Here is a 21,544-nt window from a genome sequence, read left to right on the forward strand (position 1 = left end):
GGCGCGATCTCTGCTACGATCGCGCCGTCACGATGCCGCGCGACATACAATCAAACAAGAACAAACGGGAGGTATCGACCACATCCGGACATCGAGATTCGTATTCCTGCCCCCCGCCGGGATCTGCCCGTGCGGGATCGTGGGCCGGGATGTGATGCAACTGGCAATTGCGCCGATCGACGTCGGCGACTTTTCAATTTGGCATGCTTATGAAGAGCGAGGGATGACCATGATCAAGGTGAAGATCAACGGACAGGAACAGAGCTGGGACGGCGACCCGGATCTCCCGCTACTCTGGTTCCTGCGTGACGAGGTCGGGCTGACCGGCACCAAGTTCAGCTGCGGCCAGGCTCTGTGCGGCTCCTGCACCGTCATCGTGGACAAGCAGGCCGTGCGGGCCTGCATCACGTCGGTGAACGACGTCGCCGGACGAGAGGTCACCACGATCGAGGGGCTGCATCCGAACGGCGATCACCCGGTGCAGAAGGCCTGGCGCCAGGTCAACGTGCCACAATGCGGCTTCTGCCAGGCCGGCCAGATCATGCAGGCCGCCGCGCTTCTGATGGACAACCCGAAGCCCTCGCACGACCAGATCCGCGAGGCGATGTCCGGCAATATCTGCCGCTGCGGTTGCTACCAGCGCATCGAAAACGCCGTCCATCTCGCATCGACGGGAGTGTGACATGAATTTCATCGACAATCCCCGCAAGCTTCGCGGCTTCGAGAAGCATATCAGGGTCGAGAAGGTCTCGCGCCGCAGCATCCTGAAGGGGCTCGGCGTCACCGGCGGCTTCGTCCTCGCCGCCCCCGTGATGTCGCGCCAGGCGATCGCCTATGAGACCGGCGCCGGCAAGATGCCGCACGGCGTCGTGGTCGATCCGCGCGTGTTCGTCTCGGTCGCCCCGGATGGCATCGTCACCATCGTCGGGCACCGATCGGAGATGGGCACCGGCGTGCGCACCAGCCTGCCGCTGATCGTGGCCGAGGAAATGGAGGCCGACTGGAACAGGGTCAAGGTGCAGCAGGCCCACGGCGACGAGGTCAAGTTCGGCAACCAGGACACCGACGGCTCGCGCAGCACGCGGCACTATCTGATCCCGATGCGCCAGATCGGCGCCGCTGCCCGCACCATGCTGGAGCAGGCTGCGGCGAAGCGTTGGGGCGTGCCGGCGACCGAGGTCAAGGCGGTCAATCATGAAGTCGTCCACAGCGCCAGCGGCCGCAAGCTCGGTTTCGGCGAGCTCGCAGCCGACGCCGCCAAGCAATCGGTGCCTGCAATCGAAGGCCTCAAGCTGAAGGACCCCAAGGACTTCCGCTACCTCACCAAGGGCCAGATCGGCATGGTCGATCTGCACGACATCACCACCGGCAAGGCGCGTTACGGCGCCGACGTGCGGCTGCCGGGCATGAAATATGCCGTGATCGCGCGCCCGCCGGTGACCGGCGGCAAGCTCGTCTCGTTCGATCCCGAAGCGGCGCTGAAGGTCCCCGGCGTCGAGAAGGTGATGAAGGTTCAAGGCTGGCCGTGGCCGTCGAAATTCCAGCCGCTCGGGGGCGTCGCCGTGATCGCACGCAACACCGGCGCGGCGATCAAGGGCCGCGACGCATTGAAGCTGACCTGGGACGACGGCGCCAACGGCAAGTATGACTCGGTCGCCTACCGCAAGGAGCTCGAGGAGGCCTCGCGCAAGCCCGGCCTCGTCGTGCGCAAGGAGGGCGATGCGGAGGCGGCCTTGAAGGGCGCGGACAAGGTGATTGTCGGCGAGTACTACCTGCCGCATCTTGCTCATGTCAGCATGGAGCCGCCGGTGGCGGTCGCCGACGTCAAGGGCGACAAGGCCGAGATCTGGGCGCCGGTGCAGAGCCCGGGTGGCACCCGCGAGGATGTCGCCAAGACGCTCGGCATTCCCGAAGGCAATGTCACGGTCAACGTCACGCTGCTGGGTGGCGGGTTCGGACGCAAGTCGAAATGCGACTTCGCGCTCGAAGCCGCCCTGCTGTCGAAGGAGCTCGGCGTGCCGGTCAAGGTGCAGTGGACGCGCGAAGACGACATTCACAACGGCTTCCTGCACACCGTCTCGGTCGAGCGGATCGAGGCCGGCCTCGACAAGAGCGGCAAGGTGATCGCCTGGCGCCACCGCAGCGTGGCTCCCAGCATCGCCTCGACCTTTGCCGCCGGCGCCGTGCATCAGGCCCCGTTCGAGATCGGCATGGGCCTCGCCGACCTGCCGTTCGAGATCGCCAACATCTCCTGCGAGAATCCGGAGGCAGCCGCGCGCACCCGCATCGGCTGGTTCCGCTCGGTCTCGAACATCCCGCGCGCCTTCGCGGTGCAATCGATGGTCGGCGAGATCGCGCAGGCGACCGGCCGCGACCAGAAAGACATGCTGATCGAGCTGATCGGCTCGCCTCGCATCGTCAAGCCGAACGTGAAGGACCTCTGGAACTACGGCGAGCCCCAGGAGAGCTACCCGATCGACACCGCGCGCCTGCGCAAGGTGGTCGATCTGGTCGCGGAGAAGGGCGAATGGGGTCGCAAGGTGCCGAAGGGCCATGGTCTGGGCATCGCGGTGCACCGCAGCTTCGTCAGCTACATCGCGACCATCGTCGAGGTCGCCGTCGACGACAAGGGCAAGCTGACGGTGCCGCGGGTCGACACCGCGATCGATTGCGGCACCTATGTCAACCCCGAGCGCATCGCCTCGCAGATCGAGGGCGCGGCGATCATGGGCCTCAGTCTCGCCAAATACGGCGAGATCACCTTCAAGGACGGCAAGGTGCAACAGAAGAACTTCGACGACTTCCAGCTCGTCAGGATCGACGAGTCCCCTGCGGTGACCAACGTCTACATCGTGCCGCCCGGACCCGACACGCCGCCGAGCGGCGTCGGCGAGCCCGGTGTCCCGCCCTTCGCGCCGGCGCTGATCAACGCGATCTTCGCGGCGACAGGAAAACGTATCCGGAGCTTGCCGATCGGCAAGCAGCTGGAGGCGTAGGACGGAACGGAAGCGGCCTCGCGCCGTTTCCATCGATCTGACAGGAGCAGATCGATGACCAACCTCTCAAAGGCGCTCGCAGTGTCGCTGTCGAGCGCCTTTCTTTTGACGGCCGCAGGCGCATTTGCCCAGAGCAATACCGCGCCGCCGGCCTCGGCCACCCGTCCCAGCACGCCGGACCAGACCTCGCTGCCCAACGCCAATGCCCCGCCCGCCTCGACCACCCAGACCACCGGGCAGCATAATCCGGATCCGAAGGTTCAGGAGATGAACCAGAAGGAGAAGGACAAGGTGGATCGCCAGGGCAAGTAAACTTTTGCGACCTCATGCCGTCGTGGCCGGGGGCCATCCACGGCCTTTGTCGCGGCACAACGACCGCAATGCCCGGGCCTTCGTCGCGCCGAAGCGGCTACGGCCGCGCAGGCGGGACCGGCCCGGACGTGACGACGCGTGTGCGGCCCGCGGGCAATCCCAGCGCACAAACAAAAATGCGGCGGACGTTGCCGTCCGCCGCATTCCCACCCCCTGCTGCTCCGCTGTCTTCGATCCGCCCGCGGAGCTATTTCTTCAGCGCGAACACCCAGACCACGCCGCCCTGGGGCACATTGGCTTCGATGCCGATGTTGTTGGTCACCAGCGCGTCCTGGATGCGCTGCGCGTCAACGCCCCAGCCCGACTGGATCGCGATGTACTGCGTGCCGTCGATCTCGTAGGACACCGGCATGCCGACGATGCCGGAATTGGTCTTCTGCTCCCAGAGAAGCTCGCCGGTCTTGGCGTGAAAGGCCCGGAAGTTGCGGTCGTTGGTGCCACCGACGAAGACGAGGTCGCCCGCCGTCGCCGTGACCGATCCGAACAGTTGCGACTTCGGGAAGTTGTGCTGCCACACCTTCTTGCCCGTGGCGGGATCCCAGGCCTGGAGCTCGCCGAAATGATCTGCTCCCGGCCTCGTCTTCAGGCCGATGTCTTCCGGCTTGGTGCCGAGCCAGAGCTCGCCTGGCTTGAGCGGGACCTTTTCGCCGGTGAAACCGCCGCAGAAATTCTCGTTGGCAGGCACGTAGACGAGGCCGGTCCTCTGGCTATAGGCAGCCGACGGCCAATCCTTGCCGCCCCACAGCGACGGACAGAACTCGACGCGCTTGCCCATCACCGGCTTATGCGCGGGATCCACGATCGGCTTGCCGGTCTCGTCGATGCCCTTCCAGACGTCCGTATGAACGAACGGCCAACCGGCGACATAGTTGATCTTGGTCGGCGTCCGCTCGAGCACCCAGAAGATGGCATCGCGTCCCGGATGCACCAGGCTCTTGATGGTGCGGCCGTTGCGCTGCAGATCGATCAGCATCGGCGCCTCGACCTCGTCCCAATCCCAGGAATCGTTCTGATGATACTGGTGGTAGGCCTTGATCTTGCCGGTGTCCGGATCGAGCGCGAGTACCGAAGAGGTGTAGAGATTGTCGCCGGGATGGGAGTCGCCGGGCCACGGCGCGGCGTTGCCGACGCCCCAATAGATCGTCTTGGTCTCCTTGTCGTAATTGCCGGTCATCCAGGCCGAACCGCCGCCGTTCTTCCAATCGTCGCCCTGCCAGGTGTCGTGACCGGGCTCGCCTTCCCCGGGGATGGTGTAGGTCCGCCACAGCTCCTTGCCGTCCTTGGCATCATAGGCAACGACATAGCCGCGCACGCCGAACTCGCCGCCGGAGCCGCCGACGATGACCTTGCCGTCGACGATCAACGGCATCAGCGTCAAGTACTGGCCCTTCCTGTAGTCCTGGACCTTGGTATCCCACACCACCTTGCCGGTCTTGGCATCGAGCGCGACCACGTGATCGTCCGTGGTGGCGAGGTAGAGCTTATCCTCCCACAAGCCGACGCCCCGGTTGGTCGGATGCAGTTGGAACAGATCGTCAGGGAGCTGCCGCTTGTAGCGCCAGTATTCGTCGCCGGTCTTCGCGTTCAGCGCGATCACCTGCCCCATCGGGGTCGTCACGAACATCGCGCCATTGTTGACGATCGGCGGCGCCTGGTGGCCTTCGACCACGCCGGTGGCAAAGGTCCAGACCGGCGTCAGGTTCTTCACGTTCGAGGTGTTGATCTGGTCTAGTGGACTGTAGCCGTGCCCGTCATAGGTGCGCCGGTAGAGCATCCAGTTTTTCGGCTCCGGATTCTCCAATCGCTGTGCGGTGACCGGCGAGTAGTTCTCGATCGGACCGGACACGGCGGCAGTGGATGCAAGACACGTGAAGGCGACGAAGCCGGACAGTAACCATTGCTTCCTGGTCATGGAAGTTTTCATGGACGTTCCCCTTTTTCATCCGTTCTGAATTCTTGTTGTGAATTCTTGTCGTTCGTCCCCCGTCCGCCGTTGGCGGATGCGGCCTTTCGTGACGCGGGCCCGGCCCGCAACCGTCCATCATCCTGGCTGCGCGCCACCTACCTTTCCCATGAAATTGCCGGCGATGCTGAGCGAACCGTCAGCCAGCGCCAGCGGCAGCGCGGCGAGCCGTCGCGGCGCCGGTCCGAACACGACTTGCGCGCCGGCGCGCGGATCGAATTCGGAGTTGTGGCACATGCATTTGAACACCTCCTTGTCGCCGACATCGCTCTTCACCCAGGCGGTGACGGGGCAGCCCGCATGCGAGCAGATCGCCGAATAGGCGATGATGCCGTCGACGGCCCGCGCGCGGGTCTTCTCGTCGAGCTCGGCGGGATCGAGCCGGATGATCAGGATCTCGTTGAGCCGCGAGCCGCTGCGCACGACCGATGTGTTGGGATCCTTCGGCCATGCATGCACCGGCGGTCCGCCGGCGTTCAGATCGGCCGCGGTGATCAGCTTTCCCTCCTTGTCGCCTTGTGAGTAGACGAGCACATCGCCTTTCTGGGGCCGTTCGTCGGACCCGGGCGGATCCTCACCTGCGCGCGCATGCGCGGAGCAGCCGAGGCAGGCGGTGACGGCGAGCGCGCCGAGCAGGACCGTTCGCCGCGTCTGCTCGGCATCGACCTCGGCGTCGGGTTCCCTGGAGTATTCGGACGATGAAGATTTGGTGGTGAACGATGCGCGGGACATGTTCACAAGCAGGCGCTGGAACTCTGCCGAAAACAAGGCGAAGAATTGGCACTGCAGTGCATCAATATGGCTTTGCTCGCGTTGATTGAGCCAGACCGAATGCAACCAAAGCGTTTTCGCGATTGCAACGTCACGCCGCGCGATCGGCATGATGATTTTGCAGATCAGACCGATGGTGCCGGAATTGGTGCAGTGCGCTTTTTATCGCGCTGCGCAAGCGCAGCGCGACCGCCGCATAGGCTGCAGACAGCCGGTCTCGTCAGGGCCTGAGCACGTGGCGCGGCGCGGCGATCGAACCGGCAACGGTTGCCGACGCCATTTCGAAACTGTCGGCGATGCGCCGCGCCTTGTCGATGAATAGGCTGGCCGCCGCCGGTGGGCAGACCTCGCGCGCGGTCTGCTCGAACAGATCGAGCCAGCGGTCGAAATGGTCACCAGCCAAGCCGAGCGGCAAATGCGCCCGCATCGGCGAGCCGTGATAGCGGCCGCTCATCAGCACCACCGAGGACCAGAAATCCTTGAGCTTGGCGAGATGCTCGTCCCAGTTCTGCACGATTCCAAACACCGGCCCCAGCTTTGCATCTTCGCGCACCCGTCCGTAGAAGCGGGTGACGAGTTCCGCGATCATCTCCTCGGTGATCCCGGTGCGCTCGATCGCATCCTGCGTCAACAGGCTTCGCCGTGCGGCCGCCGCCTCGCGCTCGGCCTTCAGTCGATCCGACATGTCTCTCTTCATCCGTTTCGTCTTTCCCTCTCCCCTTGTGGGAGAGGGTGGCTCGCCGCGAAGCGGCGAGACGGGTGAGGGGTCTGTCTCCGCGCACTCCTCAAGCAATGGAGATTGCGGAACCAACCCCTCATCCAGCGCTTCGCGCCACCTTCTCCCACAAGGGGAGAAGGAAGGGCGCCTGCGTCAGGTTAGGCGCAATGCGCCACGACCGTCTTTGTCGCAACGCAAATAACCTGGCTCACGTACCGTAGCTGTAAAAGCCCTGCCCGGTCTTGCGGCCGAGATGGCCGGCATCGACCATTTCCTTCAGCAGCGGCGCTGGCCGGTATTTAGGATCGTTGAAGCCCTTGTAAAAGACCTCCATCACCGAAAGCATGGTGTCGAGCCCGACCAGATCGGCCAGCGCGAGCGGCCCGATCGGATGGTTGCAGCCGAGCTTCATGCCGGCGTCGATCTCTTCCGCGGTCGCGATCCCTTCCTGGAGCGCGAAGATCGCTTCGTTGATCATCGGGCACAGGATGCGATTGACGGCAAAGCCCGGGCTGTTCTTGGCGGTGATCGCCACCTTGCCGACACGCTTGGCGAAATCGAGCGCCTTGGCATGGGTGTCGTCGGAGGTCTGCAGGCCGCGGATCAGCTCCAGCAGGGCCATCACCGGAACCGGGTTGAAGAAGTGCATGCCGATGAAGCGATCGGGACGGTCGGTCGCGGCGGCGAGCTTGGTGATCGAGATCGACGAGGTGTTGGTTGCGACCAGCGTGCGCGGCGACAAGGTGGCGCAGAGATCCTTCAGGATCTTGACCTTGAGCTCCTCGTTCTCGGTTGCGGCCTCGATGACCAGGTCGCAATCCGACAGCTTCGCCCGGTCGGTGGTGCCGGTGATGCGCTTGAGCGTGGCGTCGCGGTCGGCAGCCGACATCTTCTCCTTCTTGACCAGGCGCTCGAGGCTGCCGCCGACGGTCGAAAGCCCGCGGTTCACGGCCGCATCGGAAATATCGACCATCACGACCGAGAGCCCGGCCGCCGCGCAGACCTGCGCGATGCCATTGCCCATGGTCCCTGCCCCGATGATGCCAACGGTCTGGATCATTGCCTCATATCCTTCATCCTTGCGGGCGCGCCGGCCGGCACGGCCCATTGTTCCTGCACCAGGGTCTAGCACCGCCACAACGCGGCTGCGACCTGATCTGCCCTCTCCTTAAAGCATCCAGGGCCGGAATAAAGCCGCCCTCGGCCGCGAAACGGCACGATTTTGCCGCCCGGCAAGCGGTTTGACCCCGAATTTGGCCCGCCGCCGCCCGGCGGAGGGACGGCCGGCCTGGACGCTTCGGATCGCCCTTGAGCTCCACGAATGGGACCACGCGGCGCCCGCTTCTGGAAATTGCGCCGTGAATCGTGGTCTAGTCCGGGACAGGCCTGTTGCCGGCTCGCCGCGGCGAGACCGTGGGAGGGTCCGGAAGCAGCTCAGCCGCTGCTGAGCGCGGGGCTTTTCGAATGGACGTGATCATCTACCACAATCCTGAATGCGGCACGTCGCGCACGACGCTCGCGACGATCCGAAACGCCGGCATCGAGCCGCATGTGATCGAATATCTGAAGACACCGCCATCGCGGGCATTGCTGCAGCAGCTCATCGCACGCATGGGGATCGCGGTGCGCGAGGCGGTTCGCGACAAGGCGCCCGCTTACGCAGAGCTCGGGCTCAACGACCCCGCGCTGACCGACGATCAGCTGCTCGACGCGATGATGGCGCATCCGATCCTGGTCAACAGGCCGATCGTCGTGACGCCGAAGGGCGTCAGGCTTTGCCGTCCCTCCGAACGGGTGCTCGATCTGCTGCCGGCGCAGCGGCGTCAGGTGGGATGAACGACTTCGCACGATCGCGGTCGCGATCTTGCGCAGCGCCTCGACCACATCCTTGCTGCCTGATGTGTGCGCCGGATCGCACTTGGGCCCGACGACGATGAACTCTGACGTCGACGCGCTTGACGCCCTGCGCTTCCGACTTCTCGGGCAGCAAAGGGCCGAACAGGCCTGATTGTTCCGTCGAGGTGGTCGAGGCGACCGTGATGATGCGGTCCTGCGCGAACGCGATCGTGGACCAGAGCAGCAGCGCCCCAAGGGCGGAATTCTCCTCATGCGTTGACAGTCCCTCAATGGCCGCTTGGGACGCTGACGGGAACCCCCAACCTTCGACCGCTCAGGGTTGAAGCGACTGACCGCGATTCCGCAGGAACGTCGCTGGCGCAGGCGGATTGTCTGGGATGTATGGTCAAGGAGAATCCCATGAAGAAGCTCGTCTTGGCATCGGCATGCATCATGGCGCTGGCGACCGGTAGCGCCGTCGCGCAGACACAACCTGCCCCGAGCGCCTCGGGCCAGAGCGACGTCGGCCCCTCCTCGCGAGGTCCCGCCACCAAGGGCATGACGACCGGACGCTCGTCGAACATGCAGAACGAGGCCAGCGACGGCAAGGGTGCGCAGCAACCATCGGCCAGCGGCACCAACACCAACAACACGGGCAGCCAGACCGGCGGCAGCGCGGGCGCTGGCAAATAGTCGGACATATCGTGGTCGCGTCACGTCGGCGGCGGCGGATCACGCTCGGACTTCACGGCGATTGGTCTGTCGGTGATGACTGACACTTCATCAGGTCACCCACCGGCACCGACCACCCTGTTTGATGTTCTGCAATTGATCTCGGCTACATTGACAGAGGTGTGACGGCCGGGGCAGTTTTTCACATTGCTGACGAATCAGCGATTGCCTCACGCCGAGTATCTCTTGGACAACGCCTAGTGCTTTCGAGACTGATATCGTTGCTGCGCCGCATCCCTGCGGTGAAATGGGCGTTCACCCGGCTTCGGCCCGTGCCGCACGGCAGCAGCATTGATGCCACACCGGCCGTGGCAGACGTCTCGCCCGTCATCGTCCAGGACATCATCCAAGACATCGCGCCGCAAGAGGTCGTGGAAGCCGCTTCGACTCAGGTCGCCGAAATCAGCACGGCTTCGCGGCTCGACGAGGCCGAAAGCGAGGCCGCGGCTCCGTCCGCCGAGCATGATGCCGCGATCTCCGTCATCGCGGAGAGCCCGCCGGCAGCGCCAACCGAGGCCGGTGCCGGCGACGATTCCGCCCGGCACACGCCGTCCGACATCGAGCCGGTCGTCGAAGAGAAGGCTTCGGCCGCCGAGATCGACACCGCAACGGACGATGCTCCCGAGCCAGCCATCAGCAACGATCTACTTCCAATCGCGGCCGAGGCCGTCGCCGCGGTGGAAACATCGCCGTCGCCCGTCGAGGTCGAACGTGATCCACTTGATGCCCCTGCCCTTGTTGTCCACGACGATCGCTCCTCTGATGCCATCGTGGACGTCGAGCGAAGCGGAGACGCGCCGTGCGTCACGTCTGCCGATGCCGAAGTTCTGGTAGAGCCCGTCTCCGAGATCGATTTCGACAGCGGACCCTCGCCGGACGATGCGGCTGCCATCGCGCCGGTAATTGCGGAAAGTGCTGCGCCCGTCGCAGCGGTCTCCGCAGAGCACGACCCCGCCGACACGGCCAGCGTCATCACCGAGATCGCGCCTGCTCCGGCGCCCGTGTCGCCTGCTCCGGAAGTCCGCAGCGCGCCGCAGGTTCGCGCGAGAGCCGCGGAGCCCCTCGATCGCACCGCGCTGATCCGGCAACGCTGGGCGGAAAGCGGGATCAGGATGTGGAATCCGCGGCTTCACGGCACCGGCGAAGCCACGCTGAACATCCAGGGAAGCGTTGGGCTGCTGCCGCCCGCCCCCGGCGAGACGATGCCGCGCTATGACAAGCTGGAATTCAGGATGCTCGGTGGACAGATCGTCTGCGAGGGCGTCATCGTCGAGGGCCCCGCGCAGGCGAGCCAGCGCAGTTTCACGCGGCTCGCCGAGCCTGCGAAACTCGAGCGGGTCCGCGAACCGGCCCGGGAGCGCCAGGCCGCTCTGGCCTGATCCTCTACTCCTGCAACGAACGCCGCGATCTGCTCGGCTGATATTCCGACATGGGAGATCGCCCCTATGCGATTACCCTGCCCAGCGAGGAGAGGTGGGGCATGAGGTTGCGCCGACACGCATGGTTAGCAGAACGTAGCAGCGGCTTCTTGCCGGATTTTGCAGCCGATGCGCCCGCTTCTGCGGCCCCTTATCGTTAACGCCGCCTCACCGACGCCTGCGAACGGAAGAGGTGCTGTGGCGCCCGACCCGACCCGGTCCGTCGGTGCGCATCAATCTAACGCGCCCTTTACCCCCGTCATGCAAGATCGCCGGCGTTTTCAAGGTAGCCGGGGCTCGTATTGTCAATGCCTGTTGCAGATTTGAAGTCTCTTCTCGCCGCCGCAGTTCGGCTGTTTCGCGTTCCGGCCGACAATCCGGATCTGATGCGCGCGCAGTTCGGCGCCTTCTCCAAGCAGGTCCCGCTGCTCTACTTCATCCTCATGAGCAACACGATCGCGGTGGCCTACACCTACGTGAACGTGGCGCCGGACTGGCTGACGATGATCGTGCCCGGCGTGCTGACCGTGCTCGCAGGGTTGCGCGGCTATTGGTGGCTACGCCAGCGTCACCTGGTGCGCAGCGACGCCGACATCCTGCGCAATCTGCGCGCGACCAACTGGCTGACCCTGCCGATCAGTGCCGGATTCACCGCCTGGTCCTTCGCGCTCTATCCCTACGGCGATCCCTTCGCCAAGAGCCAGGTCGCCTTCTACATGGCGGTCACGGTGATCGGCTGCATCTTCTCGCTGATGCATCTGCGCTCGGCTGCGCTGATCGTGACGCTGATCGTCGACGTGCCCTATGTGCTGTTCTTCTTCGCCACGGGCGAGCCGACGCTGAAGGCGACGGCCGTCAACAACCTCCTGGTTTCCGGCGCGATGGTAACGGTGCTGTTCATCTATTACCGCGATTTTGCCGATCTCGTCGCCAGCCGCAAGTCGCTGCTTGCGCAACAGGCGGCGACGCAGGCGCTCTCGGACGAGAACTTCCGCCTCGCCAATCTCGATTCCCTCACCGAGCTGCCAAACCGCCGCCGCTTCTTCGCCGAGCTGTCGAGCGCCTTTGCCGACGCCGAGCGCAGGCACGTCCGCGTCGCGGTCGGGATCATCGACCTCGACGGCTTCAAGCCGATCAACGACAATTACGGTCACTCGGTCGGCGACCGCGTCCTGATCGAGGCGGGCCGGCGCATCCGCGAGGTCTGCGAGGGCTTTGGCCCGCAGCGCGTGGAATTCGCCCGGCTCGGCGGCGACGAGTTCGGCCTCATCGTCTGCGGCGACCCCGATGACGCGGACCTGACGCGCCTCGGCGAACGGATCGCCAGTCAGATTAAGCTGCCCTACCACCTCGACACCGCTCATACCGGCTTGTCCTGCTCGATCGGTTTTGCATCGTTCCCGAACTCCGCGACGACCTCGGAAGCGCTCTATGAATGCGCCGACTACGCGCTCTATCACGCCAAGCGCCATCAGCGCGGCCGCACCGTGATCTTCTCGAGCGAGCTCGAGGCCGAGATCCGCAGCCGTGGCGTGATCGAGAATCTGTTGCGCACCTCCGATTTCGGCGCCGAGATGGAGCTGGTTTTCCAGCCCATCGTCGATGCCATGAGCGAGCACACCGCGGGTTTCGAGACGCTGGCCCGCTGGCACAGTCCCCGTCTAGGCTGGGTCTCTCCGGCCGACTTCATTCCCGCCGCCGAGCGCATCGGCCTGATCCGTCCTTTGACACAGGCGCTGCTGGCGCGCGCCCTCGCCACGGCCAAAACCTGGCCCGAAGACCTCCGCCTGTCGTTCAACCTGTCCGCTCACGACGTCTGTGCCGCCGAGGGCATATTGCCGCTGATCTCGATTATCGAGAAAAGCGGTCTGTCGCCCCGCCGGATCGACTTCGAGATCACCGAGACTGCCGTCACCTTCGATTTCGTCCGCGCGCAGCAGTCGATCGCCACACTGAAGGCGATGGGTTGCGGCATTTCGCTGGACGATTTCGGCACCGGCTATTCGTCATTGAGCCACGTACACCGGTTGCCGCTCGACAAGATCAAGGTCGACCGCAGCTTCGTCGCCGAGATCAACGAGAACCCGGTCAGCCACAAGATCATCAAATCGCTTGCGGGTCTCTGCGACGACATGGAGATCGCCTGCGTCGTCGAGGGCGTCGAGACCCGTGCCCAGCTCGACAGCCTGCGCCGGCTCGGGTGCGATTTCATCCAGGGCTACTATTTCGCGAAACCTATGCCGGCCGATGCGATCGCCGAGTACCTGGCGAACGAACGCCAGCGTCTCGACGGTCACGGAGCCAGGGTCGTGGCCTGATCTCAAACCGCGCAGTAGCGTTCCTGGACGTCCTTGTCCGCGAGCAGCGCCGCAGCGCTGCTCTGGTGCACCACCGCGCCCTGGTCGATGATCACCGCGCGATCTGCCAGGCGCAGCGCCCATTCGACGTTCTGCTCCACCAGCAGCAGCGTCTTGCCCTCATCGCGCAGACGGCGAAACAGCACGCCCATCTCCTCGACGAGCACCGGCATGATGCCCTCGGACGGTTCATCCAGCAGGATCATCTTGGGTCTTGCGATCAGCGCCCGCGCGATCGCCAGCATCTGCTGCTCGCCGCCCGAGAGCGTCACGCCCTCCTGGTCGAGCCGCTCCTTCAGACGCGGGAAGGTTTCGGCGATCTCGTCGATTGCGGCACGCTCCTCGATCTCACGGCGGGCGGCGACGAGGCCGAGCCGCAGATTCTCGCGCACGGACAGTCCTGGCACGATACGCCGTTCCTCGGGCACGTAAGCGAGGCCAAGGTGGAAGCGCTGATGGGCGCGTAGCGACAGCAGCTCCCTGCCCGCGAAGCGCACATGGCCTTCGGCCCTCGGCATCAAGCCCATCATCGCCCGCAGGGTCGTGGTCTTGCCGGCGCCGTTACGGCCGACCAAGGCGACCACCTCGCCCTCCTTCACATGCAGCGAGATGCCGTGGAGGATATGGCTTGCACCATACCAGGCGTGGAGGTTTTCGATTTCGAGCAATGCGGTCTCAGCCATAGCCTTCACTCTGTCCGAGATAGACGCGGCGGACGTCCGGATTGCTCCTGATTTCGTCGGGCGCGCCGTCGGCGAGCAGCCGACCGTGATGCAGCACCACGACGCGCTTGGACAGGCCCAGCACCATCTTCATCTTGTGCTCGACCAGCAACACGGTGCGCTTGTCGGCGAGCCGCTCCAGCAGCGCGACCATGTCCTTGGTCTCTTCCGGCCCCATGCCGGCCGTCGGCTCGTCGAGCAGCAGCAGTTCCGGCTCGGAGACCAGTGCGATCGCGATCTCCAGCGCGCGCTGTTGGCCGTGCGAGAGGAATTTTGCCAGCTCGTTCCGCTTCGCGAGCAGTCCGACCGACTCGAGCGCCGCGTCGGCACGCGCATGCAATTCAGTCAGCCTGGCGCGGTGCCGCCAGATGTCATAACTCACGGTCAGCGCCTGGACCGCGACGCGGACATTCTCGTGCACCGACAGGTCCGGAAAGATGTTCGTGATCTGGTAGGATCGCGAGATGCCATGGTGCACGAAGCGGTGCTGCGGCAGGCCGTTCAGTTCGCGGCCTCTAAAATGCAGTTTGCCTGATGTCGGAGTCAGCGCGCCAGAGAGGATGTTGAAGAACGTGCTCTTGCCGGCCCCGTTCGGGCCGATGATCGAGGTCAGCTGTCCCGCCGCAAAGGACAGGGTAATCTCCTCGAGCGCGACAAAGCCGCCAAAGCGCTTGCCGATCCCTTCGGCGCGAAGCAGCTCCCTGCTCATGGCCGCGCCTTTCCGACGCGAAACGCATCCAGCAGCGTGCCCCAGATGCCCTTGGGCAGGAACAGCACGAATAGCACGAAGATGGCGCCGACGAAAATCTGCCAATGCGGCGTCCACAGCGAGATGACGTCCTCGAGAATCAGGAAGCTCGCCGCGCCGACGAAGGGCCCGAAGAAGCTGCGGGCGCCGCCGAGGAGCACCATCATCACGATCATGCCCGAGGTCTGGTAGTGCAGAATGTCGAGCGGCACGATCGACAGATGCAGCGCCAGCATGCAGCCGCCGAGCGAGGAGATCGCGCCCGACAGCATGAACACCACCAGCTTGCTGCGCTCGACGTCGTAGCCGCAGGCCCGTGCCCGCTGCTCGTTCTCGCGGATCGCTTCGATGACGGCGCCGAACGGCGAGTTCAGGATGCGTGATTGGAACCACATCGCCAAGCCCGCGAAGGCCATCAGCACGTAGTATTTATTGACGGGGTCGAGGAAATTGACCGAGAGGCCGAACAGGCTGATGCGGTCGACGGTGAAGCCGCGCAGGCCGTTTTCGCCGCCGGTGATCGAGGCCGCCTGCAGCGCGACGTAGTAGACCAGTTGGGCGAGAGCGAGCGTCACCATGGAAAAATAGATGCCGCGGGTGCGTGTCGAGATGAGCCCGATCAGGGCCGCAAGGCAGGTGCTGAGGCACACCGCGAGGCCGACCGCCGCAAACCACGGCACCCCGTAGCGACCGATCGCAATGCCGGTGAAATAAGCCCCTGCACCGAAGAACGCGGCCTGCCCGAACGATAAAAGGCCGGTGTAGCCGAACAGCAGATTGTAGCCCATCACCACGACGCCGTAGATCAGGACGTTGACGGCCAGCGCCTTGGACGGCAGCAGCCAGGGCAACAGCGCCAGAACGGCGATGGACAGCAGCACGCGTTGGTCGAGAATCCGGCCGAGCCGGCTCGGTGCGGGCTTGGCGAGCACCTCGCCGCTCGAAGGTCCGGTCATGCCGTCCTCCCCCTGACGCCGAACAGACCTTGCGGGCGGATCAGAAGCACCACCGCCATCAACGCGAACATGACGATGGTCGCCATTTCAGGCGCGAACAGCGCCACCAGGCTGATGGAAATGCCGACCATGAGGCCGGCCACGACCGCTCCGACGATCGAGCCGAGGCCACCGATCACGGTGACGACGAAGGCTTCGGCCAGCACCAGCGAACCCATCTCCGGATTGACGCTGCGCATGGGCCCGGCGAGCACACCGCCCAGCGCAGCAAGCCCAACCCCGAGGCCGAAGATCGCAAGCCACACCCGCCCGATATCGACACCCAGCACCTGCATCATGACGGGATCGCGGGCGCCGGCGCGCACGATCAGGCCGATACGAGTCTTCTCCAGTGCAAGATAGAGCGCCAGCAGCACCACCGCCACCAGCACGATGACGAAAAGCCGGTAGCGCGGGAAGAAGCCGATGCCGAGGTCAAGCACGCCGATCAGTTGCTGCGGGGTCGGAAACGGAATGCCGTCGCTGCCGAACACGATGCGCACGCCCTCGACCAGGATGTAGCTGAGACCGAAGGTGAGCAGCAGCGGATCATCGATCGAGCGTCCATAGAGCCGGCGGATCAGGACGAACTCGATCAGCATGCCGAAGGCGCCGATCAAAATGGGAGCGAGCAGCAATCCCCACCAGAAGCTTCCGGTGAGCGAGGCCAGATACAGCCCTGCATAGGCCCCGATCATGAACAGCGCACCGTGGGCGAAATTGACCACCCCGAGCATGCCGAACACGATCGTCAGCCCGAGCGCAGTGATCACCAGGACCGCCCCAAGGGCGATCCCGGAGAGAAGCTGCATGATGATCAGCGATAGGTCCATCGGCCAGGCTTCAGGTCGCGTGGCCGAGCTCGCTGCAGCTGCGCAGCATGTCGTCGGAGCCGGCCTCGTTGGCGAGAACGGCGAACAGGTCGTTCTCACCAGCCATTGCCGACTTCTTCTTGGACTCCAGCACCAGCACCGACTGCACGGACTGGTGGTCGCATTTGCGATAGTGCTGAGGCCCCTTGGTCAGATCATATTGCAGCTTCTCCAGCGCATCGACCACCTTGTCGGTGTCGGTGCCGCCGGCGGACTGCATCGCGGCCAGCAAGGAGCCGACGCCAGAATAGCCATAGGCGCCGTAATCGGTCGGGATCGCGCCGCCATTGGCGGCCTTGAACGCGGCGTTGAAGCTCGCTGCCGACTTGCTCTGCGCCTCCAGGCCCCAATAATAATTGGCGCCACCGACCACGCCCTCGAACACGTCGGGGCCAACTGCGAGCCGCTGGTTGTGCAGGATCACGGGAACCACGATCTTCATCTGCTGCTTGACGCCGAAATCCACCGCCTGCTTGATCGCATTGGCCTGGTCACGGCCGAAATTGGAGATGCAGAGCACGTCCGGCCGCATCGACATCAGGCGCGGCATGAAGGTGGAATAGTCGGCGGCACCGAACGGGTGAAGGATCTCGCCGACATTGTCGGCACCGATCGAGGCCTGCGCGCGCTTGAAGCCGCGGAGCATCTCATGGCCGTAAGCATAGTCGGCGACGAGATGGGCGACCTTCATGCCCTTCTTGAGCGTCTGCCGCGCCACCGCCGCGGTCGTCATGTGCGGATTGAGCGCCTCGTGGAAGGTGAATTTGCTGAAATCCTTGGCTTCGTTGATGGTGTCGGATTGGCTGATCGAGACGTAGATCACGCCGCGGGCGCGGGTGACCTCGTTGACCGCGAGTTGCACGGCGCTCGAGAGCGCGCCGACCACGGCGTGAACCTTGTCCTTCTCGATCAGCTCCAGGGTGCGGGTCGCGGCCTCGCCGGCGTTGAGCTTGTCGTCGCGCACCAAAAGTTCGACCTTGCGGCCGCCGATGCCGCCCTTGTCGTTGACGAGCTTGACCGCGAGCTCGGCGCATTTGACCTGGTCGCGCGCTTCCGCAGCGAACGGGCCGGTCAGCGGCGTCGGGAAGCCGATGCGGATGGTCTCGTCGGCGGCGCGGCCGATCCGGGGCATGGCGAGCAAAGCCGCGCCGGCCGAGAGGCCGGCGAGTGCGGTACGGCGGGTTATTTTCGGGGTCGAAACGGAATTGGGCATGATGTCCTCCAATGTCTTTTCAATTGTCTGTTCTAGAAGCGCTTCAGGGCTTTCAGAATCTTCGCAGGCGTAATCGGAATCGAATTGATCGTGGCATCGAACGGCGCGAGAGCGTCGTTGACGGCGTTGAGCACGCAAGCCGAGGCCGCTGCCGTGCCGGCCTCGCCAACACCCTTGGCGCCGAGCACGGTGTCGGCGGTCAGCGTCTCAACATGGGCGATGACGATGTCCGGCATCTCCATCGACATTGGCACGAGGTAGTCGGCGAGTGATCCGTTCATGAGCTGGCCGGTGTCGCTGTAGCGGCACTCCTCGAACAACGCCGCGCCCAGCCCCTGCACGATGCCCCCGCGGAGCTGCTCGTCGACCAGCATCGGATTGATGATGCGGCCGCAATCCTCGACGATGAAATGCTTCAGGAGCTTGATGAGCCCGGTCTCGACATCGACCTCTAGGAGACAGCCCTGGATGCCGTTGGTGAAGGCAAAGGGATAGCCCTGCGGGGCGAAATGATGGCTCACGGTGAGCTGCGCCTGTGTGCCGGGCGGCAGCGTGTCGGAGCGGAAATAGGCGATGCGCGCTATCTCCGAGATCGGCAGGCGCGGCTTGCGCGTCGCGGCGTCGACGATCTCCCCATCGATGATGTCGAGCGCCGACGGCTGCTCCTGGAGGATGAGCGCGGCGATCTCCAGGATGTTGCGCTTGAGCACGCGCGTCGCCTGCAGCGCCGTCTCGCCCCCGATGCCGGCACCGCGGCAGGCCCAGGTGGCGCCGCCATGCGGCGTGACCTCGGTGTCGCCGGTAATCACCCTGACGTGATCCTGAGCAACACCGAGTTGGTCCGCCACGATCTGGCTGATGATCGCCTCCGTGCCCTGCCCCTGCTCGGTGACCGAGATCAGGCACCGGACCTCGCCCGACGGCGTCAGGCTGAGGATCGCGCCGTCCTGCGAGGAAATGCGCGCGCCGCCGACGCCATAGAAGGCCGGGCTGGGATTGGTGATTTCGACGAAGGCCGCAATCCCGATGCCGCGATAGATGCCGCGCTTGCGCAAATCGGTCTGCTCGGCGCGCAGGCGGTCGTAGTCCATGATCTCGTGCAGGCGCTTCAGACAGGCCTGATGCGACAGCGCCTCGAAGCGGTAGCCGGTCGGCGAGGTCTGCGGATAGGCGTCGTCGGGGATGACGTTCTGCGCACGGATCGCAAAAGGATCCAAGCCGAGCTTGCGCGCTGCCATGTCGACCAGTCGTTCGGTGACGGCGCAGGCGATGGGATGGCCGACGGCGCGATACTGGCTGGTCTGCACCTTGTTCTGGAAGATCACCTCCAGCGTAGCGCGATAATTCTTGAAGCGGTAGGGCGCGCCGATCAGGCGGATCACCTGGTTGCCTTCGACCACGCTGGTGCGCGGATAGGTCGAGAACGCGCCGATCGCGGTCAGGTCCACAACGTCCAGCGCCTGGATTTCGCCCTTGGCGTCGAGCGCCATCCGCGCGCGAACGCGGTGGTCCCTGGCGTGGATGTCGGAGACGAACGACTCCATGCGATCGGCGACGTATTTCACGGGCCGGCCGAGCAGGATCGAGAGTCCGACCACCGCCATGTCCTCGTGATAGACATGCAGCTTCATCCCGAAGGAGCCGCCGATATCGGTTGCGATCACGCGGACCCGGGCTTCCGGGATGCCGTAGTGGCGCGAATAGAGGTCCTGGAATTGATACGGGGTCTGCGTGCCGTGGTGCACGGTGAGCATGCCGGCGGCAGGATCGTAGTCCGCGACGAGCGCGCGCGGCTCGAGCGTCACCGCGGTGTGACGGCCGAAGGTGAATTCTTCCTCCACCACGTGCGCGGCATGCATAAAAGCGTCGTCCACGGTGCCGCTGTCGAGCTGGCTGCGGAAGCAAACGTTACTGGCGCTGCCCGGATTGATTACCGGCCCGCCGGGCTTGCGCGCGCCGTCGATGTCGACGACGATGGGAAGGTCCTCGTAGTCGACCTCAATCAACTCCAGCGCATCTTCGGCGATCGCCCGACTCTCGGCGACGACGGCGACCATTGCCTGCCCCGCCCAGACCACGCGATCGAGTGGCAACGGCCATTGCGGCGTAGAGGTCATGCCTTTGAAATGGTCGAGCGTCCCAGTCCAGGGCGTGCAGATCCTGGCAAGGTCGGCCCCAGTCGCGACGAGATGCACGCCCTCGACCGCGCGCGCCGCGTCGGTCTTGATCGCAACGATCTTCGCGTGCGCATGCGGGCTGCGAAGGAACGCGGCGTAGAGCATGCGCGGCAGCTTGAGGTCGCTGACATAGCGCCCGCGCCCAGCCAGCAAGCGCTTGGCGTTCGGCCGCGGCACGGAACGACCGATATAGGAGTTCGGGCGGTCGAGCGAGGTCAGGGGCGCGCTCATGTCGCAACTCCGCCTTTGCTACGCGCTTTCGCCACAGCGTCGATGGCATCGACGATCGCCTCATAGCCGGTGCAGCGGCAGTAATTGCCCGACAGCGCATCGCGGATCTCGCCACGGCCCGGCTCTGCCACCCGCGACAGCAGCTCCTGCGCATTGATCAGCATGCCCGGCGTGCAGAAGCCGCACTGCAGCGCGTTGCGGCGGTGGAATTCGGCCTGAAGGTCGGCGAGCACACCACCCTCCGACAGGCCCTCGATGGTGTCGATCCTCGCGCCATCGGCCTGCACCGCGTAGATCAGGCAGGAATGGATAGCGCGGCCGTCGAGCTGGACCAGGCAAGCACCGCAGGCGCCCATCTCGCAGCCGGCATGCGTGCCGGTCAGCTCGAGCTTGTCGCGCAGGCAATCAACCAGCGTGTCGCGCGGTGCGACCTCGCAGGCCACCTTGCGACCGTTGACGACGAAGCGCACGCGCACCGTCGCCTCGGCCTCATCCAGCAGGGGTTCGTCGAAGCCGCTCATGCGCCCTCTCCGAGACGTCCGAGCAGGCGGCCCAGCAGCACGCGGGCGAGATGCAGCCTCATCGCCGGCGGCACCTCGTCGCTATCCGGCGGCGCGAGATCGCCGTCGAGCGCGCATTGCGCCGCAGTGATGCGTTCCGCATCGAGACGCGAACCGATCAGGGTACGTTCAGCACCCTTCACCCGGGTCGGCGTATTGCCGACGGAGAAAAACGAGATGCGAATGTCCTCGATGCAGCCACCGGGGCACGTTGCCATGATTCCGCAGCCGACCAGCGCATAATCCCCGCGGCGCCGCGCCAGCTCGTCGAACGCAAAGCGCTGGTCGGCCTTGAACAGCGGAACATGAATTGCGGTGATCAGCTCTCCGGGCTGCAGCGCCGTCTCGAACAGGTCGATGAAGAAATCGTCGGCCTTGACGCGCCGGCGGCCTGAGGGACCGGCGATCTCGATCTCAGCGTCGAGCGCCAGCGTCATCGCCGGAAATTCGGACGCGGGATCGGCGAGTGCGACGCTGCCGCCGAAGGTGCCGCGGTTGCGGATCGCGGGATGGGCGACGAAGGGCGCGGCGGCATGCAACAGCGGCGCGAACTCGGTGATCAGCGGCTCGCTCAGCATTTCGCAATGGCGCGTCAGTGCGCCGATGCGCAAGCTGCCGCCTTCGCGCCTGACGCCACGCAGCTCGTCGATATGAGTGATATCGACGAGGAGCCGCGGCGCCTGCAGCCGCAGCGACAGCGCCGGCACGAGGCTCTGGCCCCCCGCAATGTAGCGCGCGTCGTCGCCGGCGCGTGCGTGAGCATCCAGCGCCTGGTCGATCGTCGCAGCACGAAAATAGCTGAAAGCCCTCGCCTTCACTGCCGTTTCCTCAAGATCCCTCGGCTCATCAGCCGGGATGCCAGA

Annotated in this window: 19 protein-coding genes and 1 pseudogene; 7 read left to right on the plus strand and 13 right to left on the minus strand. The window is 64.9% G+C overall.

The window, feature by feature from the left end:
- The first annotated feature begins 229 nt into the window (after positions 1 to 229).
- Genes DCM80_RS00470 through DCM80_RS00480 form a run of 3 tightly spaced genes read left to right on the plus strand, consistent with a single transcriptional unit; the run spans position 230 to position 3,308 of the window.
- Complete coding sequence (locus DCM80_RS00470; protein ID WP_257198111.1) at positions 230 to 682, plus strand: (2Fe-2S)-binding protein; 453 nt, start codon at positions 230 to 232, stop codon at positions 680 to 682.
- A gap of 1 nt (position 683) precedes the next feature.
- Positions 684 to 2,996, plus strand: coding sequence for a molybdopterin cofactor-binding domain-containing protein (locus tag DCM80_RS00475; protein ID WP_257195232.1), 2,313 nt, complete (start codon positions 684 to 686; stop codon positions 2,994 to 2,996).
- Positions 2,997 to 3,050: 54 nt separating this feature from the next.
- Complete coding sequence (locus tag DCM80_RS00480; protein ID WP_257195233.1) at positions 3,051 to 3,308, plus strand: hypothetical protein; 258 nt, start codon at positions 3,051 to 3,053, stop codon at positions 3,306 to 3,308.
- 247 nt (positions 3,309 to 3,555) lie between these two features.
- On the opposite strand, the gene DCM80_RS00485 is transcribed toward DCM80_RS00480, so the two are convergent.
- The 4 genes from DCM80_RS00485 to DCM80_RS00500 all read right to left on the minus strand — a co-directional run bounded on the left by DCM80_RS00485 (position 3,556) and on the right by DCM80_RS00500 (position 7,880).
- The gene (locus tag DCM80_RS00485) at positions 3,556 to 5,280 is read right to left on the minus strand and encodes a methanol/ethanol family PQQ-dependent dehydrogenase (protein WP_028137808.1); all 1,725 of its coding nucleotides are present in this window, start codon (positions 5,278 to 5,280) and stop codon (positions 3,556 to 3,558) included.
- A 129-nt stretch (positions 5,281 to 5,409) separates the two neighbouring features.
- Positions 5,410 to 6,063, minus strand: a complete 654-nt coding sequence (locus tag DCM80_RS00490) for a ubiquinol-cytochrome c reductase iron-sulfur subunit (protein ID WP_257195234.1) — start codon at positions 6,061 to 6,063, stop codon at positions 5,410 to 5,412.
- Between the two features lie 259 nt (positions 6,064 to 6,322).
- Positions 6,323 to 6,787 (minus strand): group III truncated hemoglobin, encoded by a 465-nt coding sequence (locus DCM80_RS00495; protein WP_257195235.1) that lies wholly within the window; start codon positions 6,785 to 6,787, stop codon positions 6,323 to 6,325.
- A 241-nt stretch (positions 6,788 to 7,028) separates the two neighbouring features.
- Positions 7,029 to 7,880, minus strand: a complete 852-nt coding sequence (locus DCM80_RS00500) for a 3-hydroxybutyryl-CoA dehydrogenase (protein ID WP_028137811.1) — start codon at positions 7,878 to 7,880, stop codon at positions 7,029 to 7,031.
- A 404-nt stretch (positions 7,881 to 8,284) separates the two neighbouring features.
- Between DCM80_RS00500 and arsC the strand changes: the two genes are divergently transcribed.
- A complete protein-coding gene (gene arsC / locus DCM80_RS00505; protein ID WP_257195236.1) occupies positions 8,285 to 8,656 on the plus strand; it encodes an arsenate reductase (glutaredoxin) in 372 nt (123 codons plus the stop codon).
- Between the two features lie 15 nt (positions 8,657 to 8,671).
- Here arsC and DCM80_RS00510 read toward each other — a convergent pair.
- Positions 8,672 to 8,939 (minus strand): annotated as a pseudogene (locus tag DCM80_RS00510) (tungsten ABC transporter substrate-binding protein); the annotation flags it as partial.
- A 137-nt stretch (positions 8,940 to 9,076) separates the two neighbouring features.
- Here DCM80_RS00510 and DCM80_RS00515 point away from each other — a divergent pair.
- The 3 genes from DCM80_RS00515 (at position 9,077) to DCM80_RS00525 (ending at position 13,124) form a co-directional block, all read left to right on the plus strand.
- Positions 9,077 to 9,349 carry a hypothetical protein gene (locus tag DCM80_RS00515; RefSeq protein ID WP_257195237.1) on the plus strand — a complete coding sequence of 91 codons (273 nt, stop codon included), beginning with the start codon at positions 9,077 to 9,079 and terminating at the stop codon, positions 9,347 to 9,349.
- 260 nt (positions 9,350 to 9,609) lie between these two features.
- The gene (locus DCM80_RS00520; RefSeq protein WP_257195238.1) at positions 9,610 to 10,767 is read left to right on the plus strand and encodes a hypothetical protein; all 1,158 of its coding nucleotides are present in this window, start codon (positions 9,610 to 9,612) and stop codon (positions 10,765 to 10,767) included.
- A gap of 347 nt (positions 10,768 to 11,114) precedes the next feature.
- Positions 11,115 to 13,124: a bifunctional diguanylate cyclase/phosphodiesterase gene (locus DCM80_RS00525; protein WP_257195239.1), complete on the plus strand. Its 2,010-nt coding sequence runs from the start codon at positions 11,115 to 11,117 to the stop codon at positions 13,122 to 13,124.
- 2 nt (positions 13,125 to 13,126) lie between these two features.
- Here the strand turns inward: DCM80_RS00525 and DCM80_RS00530 are convergent, their stop codons facing one another.
- Genes DCM80_RS00530 through DCM80_RS00565 form a run of 8 tightly spaced genes read right to left on the minus strand, consistent with a single transcriptional unit; the run spans position 13,127 to position 21,499 of the window.
- On the minus strand, positions 13,127 to 13,846 hold the full coding sequence (locus DCM80_RS00530) for an ABC transporter ATP-binding protein (RefSeq protein ID WP_257195240.1): 720 nt from the start codon (positions 13,844 to 13,846) through the stop codon (positions 13,127 to 13,129).
- Positions 13,839 to 14,594: an ABC transporter ATP-binding protein gene (locus DCM80_RS00535; protein WP_257195241.1), complete on the minus strand. Its 756-nt coding sequence runs from the start codon at positions 14,592 to 14,594 to the stop codon at positions 13,839 to 13,841. Before DCM80_RS00535 ends, DCM80_RS00530 begins: the two co-directional genes overlap by 8 nt.
- On the minus strand, positions 14,591 to 15,589 hold the full coding sequence (locus DCM80_RS00540; protein WP_257195242.1) for a branched-chain amino acid ABC transporter permease: 999 nt from the start codon (positions 15,587 to 15,589) through the stop codon (positions 14,591 to 14,593). Before DCM80_RS00540 ends, DCM80_RS00535 begins: the two co-directional genes overlap by 4 nt.
- On the minus strand, positions 15,586 to 16,461 hold the full coding sequence (locus DCM80_RS00545; RefSeq protein WP_257195243.1) for a branched-chain amino acid ABC transporter permease: 876 nt from the start codon (positions 16,459 to 16,461) through the stop codon (positions 15,586 to 15,588). Before DCM80_RS00545 ends, DCM80_RS00540 begins: the two co-directional genes overlap by 4 nt.
- A 10-nt stretch (positions 16,462 to 16,471) precedes the next feature.
- A complete protein-coding gene (locus DCM80_RS00550) occupies positions 16,472 to 17,713 on the minus strand; it encodes an ABC transporter substrate-binding protein (RefSeq protein WP_257195245.1) in 1,242 nt (413 codons plus the stop codon).
- A gap of 32 nt (positions 17,714 to 17,745) precedes the next feature.
- Positions 17,746 to 20,121, minus strand: a complete 2,376-nt coding sequence (locus tag DCM80_RS00555) for a xanthine dehydrogenase family protein molybdopterin-binding subunit (protein ID WP_257195246.1) — start codon at positions 20,119 to 20,121, stop codon at positions 17,746 to 17,748.
- Positions 20,118 to 20,642, minus strand: coding sequence for a (2Fe-2S)-binding protein (locus DCM80_RS00560; protein WP_257195247.1), 525 nt, complete (start codon positions 20,640 to 20,642; stop codon positions 20,118 to 20,120). Before DCM80_RS00560 ends, DCM80_RS00555 begins: the two co-directional genes overlap by 4 nt.
- Positions 20,639 to 21,499, minus strand: a complete 861-nt coding sequence (locus DCM80_RS00565) for a xanthine dehydrogenase family protein subunit M (protein ID WP_257195248.1) — start codon at positions 21,497 to 21,499, stop codon at positions 20,639 to 20,641. Before DCM80_RS00565 ends, DCM80_RS00560 begins: the two co-directional genes overlap by 4 nt.
- Between the last annotated feature and the right edge of the window lie 45 nt (positions 21,500 to 21,544).

The organism is Bradyrhizobium sp. WBOS08, assembly GCF_024585125.1.
Lineage (GTDB): Bacteria > Pseudomonadota > Alphaproteobacteria > Rhizobiales > Xanthobacteraceae > Bradyrhizobium > Bradyrhizobium japonicum_B.

Coding starts and splice junctions, on each gene's coding strand:
- DCM80_RS00545 (WP_257195243.1), bottom strand. CDS start 16,461: ATGGACCTATCGCTGATCATCATGCAGCTTCTCTCCGGGATCGCCCTT.
- DCM80_RS00515 (WP_257195237.1), top strand. CDS start 9,077: ATGAAGAAGCTCGTCTTGGCATCGGCATGCATCATGGCGCTGGCGACC.
- DCM80_RS00525 (WP_257195239.1), top strand. CDS start 11,115: ATGCCTGTTGCAGATTTGAAGTCTCTTCTCGCCGCCGCAGTTCGGCTG.
- DCM80_RS00495 (WP_257195235.1), bottom strand. CDS start 6,787: ATGTCGGATCGACTGAAGGCCGAGCGCGAGGCGGCGGCCGCACGGCGA.
- arsC (WP_257195236.1), top strand. CDS start 8,285: ATGGACGTGATCATCTACCACAATCCTGAATGCGGCACGTCGCGCACG.
- DCM80_RS00490 (WP_257195234.1), bottom strand. CDS start 6,063: ATGTCCCGCGCATCGTTCACCACCAAATCTTCATCGTCCGAATACTCC.
- DCM80_RS00485 (WP_028137808.1), bottom strand. CDS start 5,280: ATGACCAGGAAGCAATGGTTACTGTCCGGCTTCGTCGCCTTCACGTGT.
- DCM80_RS00480 (WP_257195233.1), top strand. CDS start 3,051: ATGACCAACCTCTCAAAGGCGCTCGCAGTGTCGCTGTCGAGCGCCTTT.
- DCM80_RS00555 (WP_257195246.1), bottom strand. CDS start 20,121: ATGAGCGCGCCCCTGACCTCGCTCGACCGCCCGAACTCCTATATCGGT.
- DCM80_RS00540 (WP_257195242.1), bottom strand. CDS start 15,589: ATGACCGGACCTTCGAGCGGCGAGGTGCTCGCCAAGCCCGCACCGAGC.
- DCM80_RS00560 (WP_257195247.1), bottom strand. CDS start 20,642: ATGAGCGGCTTCGACGAACCCCTGCTGGATGAGGCCGAGGCGACGGTG.
- DCM80_RS00550 (WP_257195245.1), bottom strand. CDS start 17,713: ATGCCCAATTCCGTTTCGACCCCGAAAATAACCCGCCGTACCGCACTC.
- DCM80_RS00475 (WP_257195232.1), top strand. CDS start 684: ATGAATTTCATCGACAATCCCCGCAAGCTTCGCGGCTTCGAGAAGCAT.
- DCM80_RS00500 (WP_028137811.1), bottom strand. CDS start 7,880: ATGATCCAGACCGTTGGCATCATCGGGGCAGGGACCATGGGCAATGGC.
- DCM80_RS00535 (WP_257195241.1), bottom strand. CDS start 14,594: ATGAGCAGGGAGCTGCTTCGCGCCGAAGGGATCGGCAAGCGCTTTGGC.
- DCM80_RS00470 (WP_257198111.1), top strand. CDS start 230: ATGATCAAGGTGAAGATCAACGGACAGGAACAGAGCTGGGACGGCGAC.
- DCM80_RS00530 (WP_257195240.1), bottom strand. CDS start 13,846: ATGGCTGAGACCGCATTGCTCGAAATCGAAAACCTCCACGCCTGGTAT.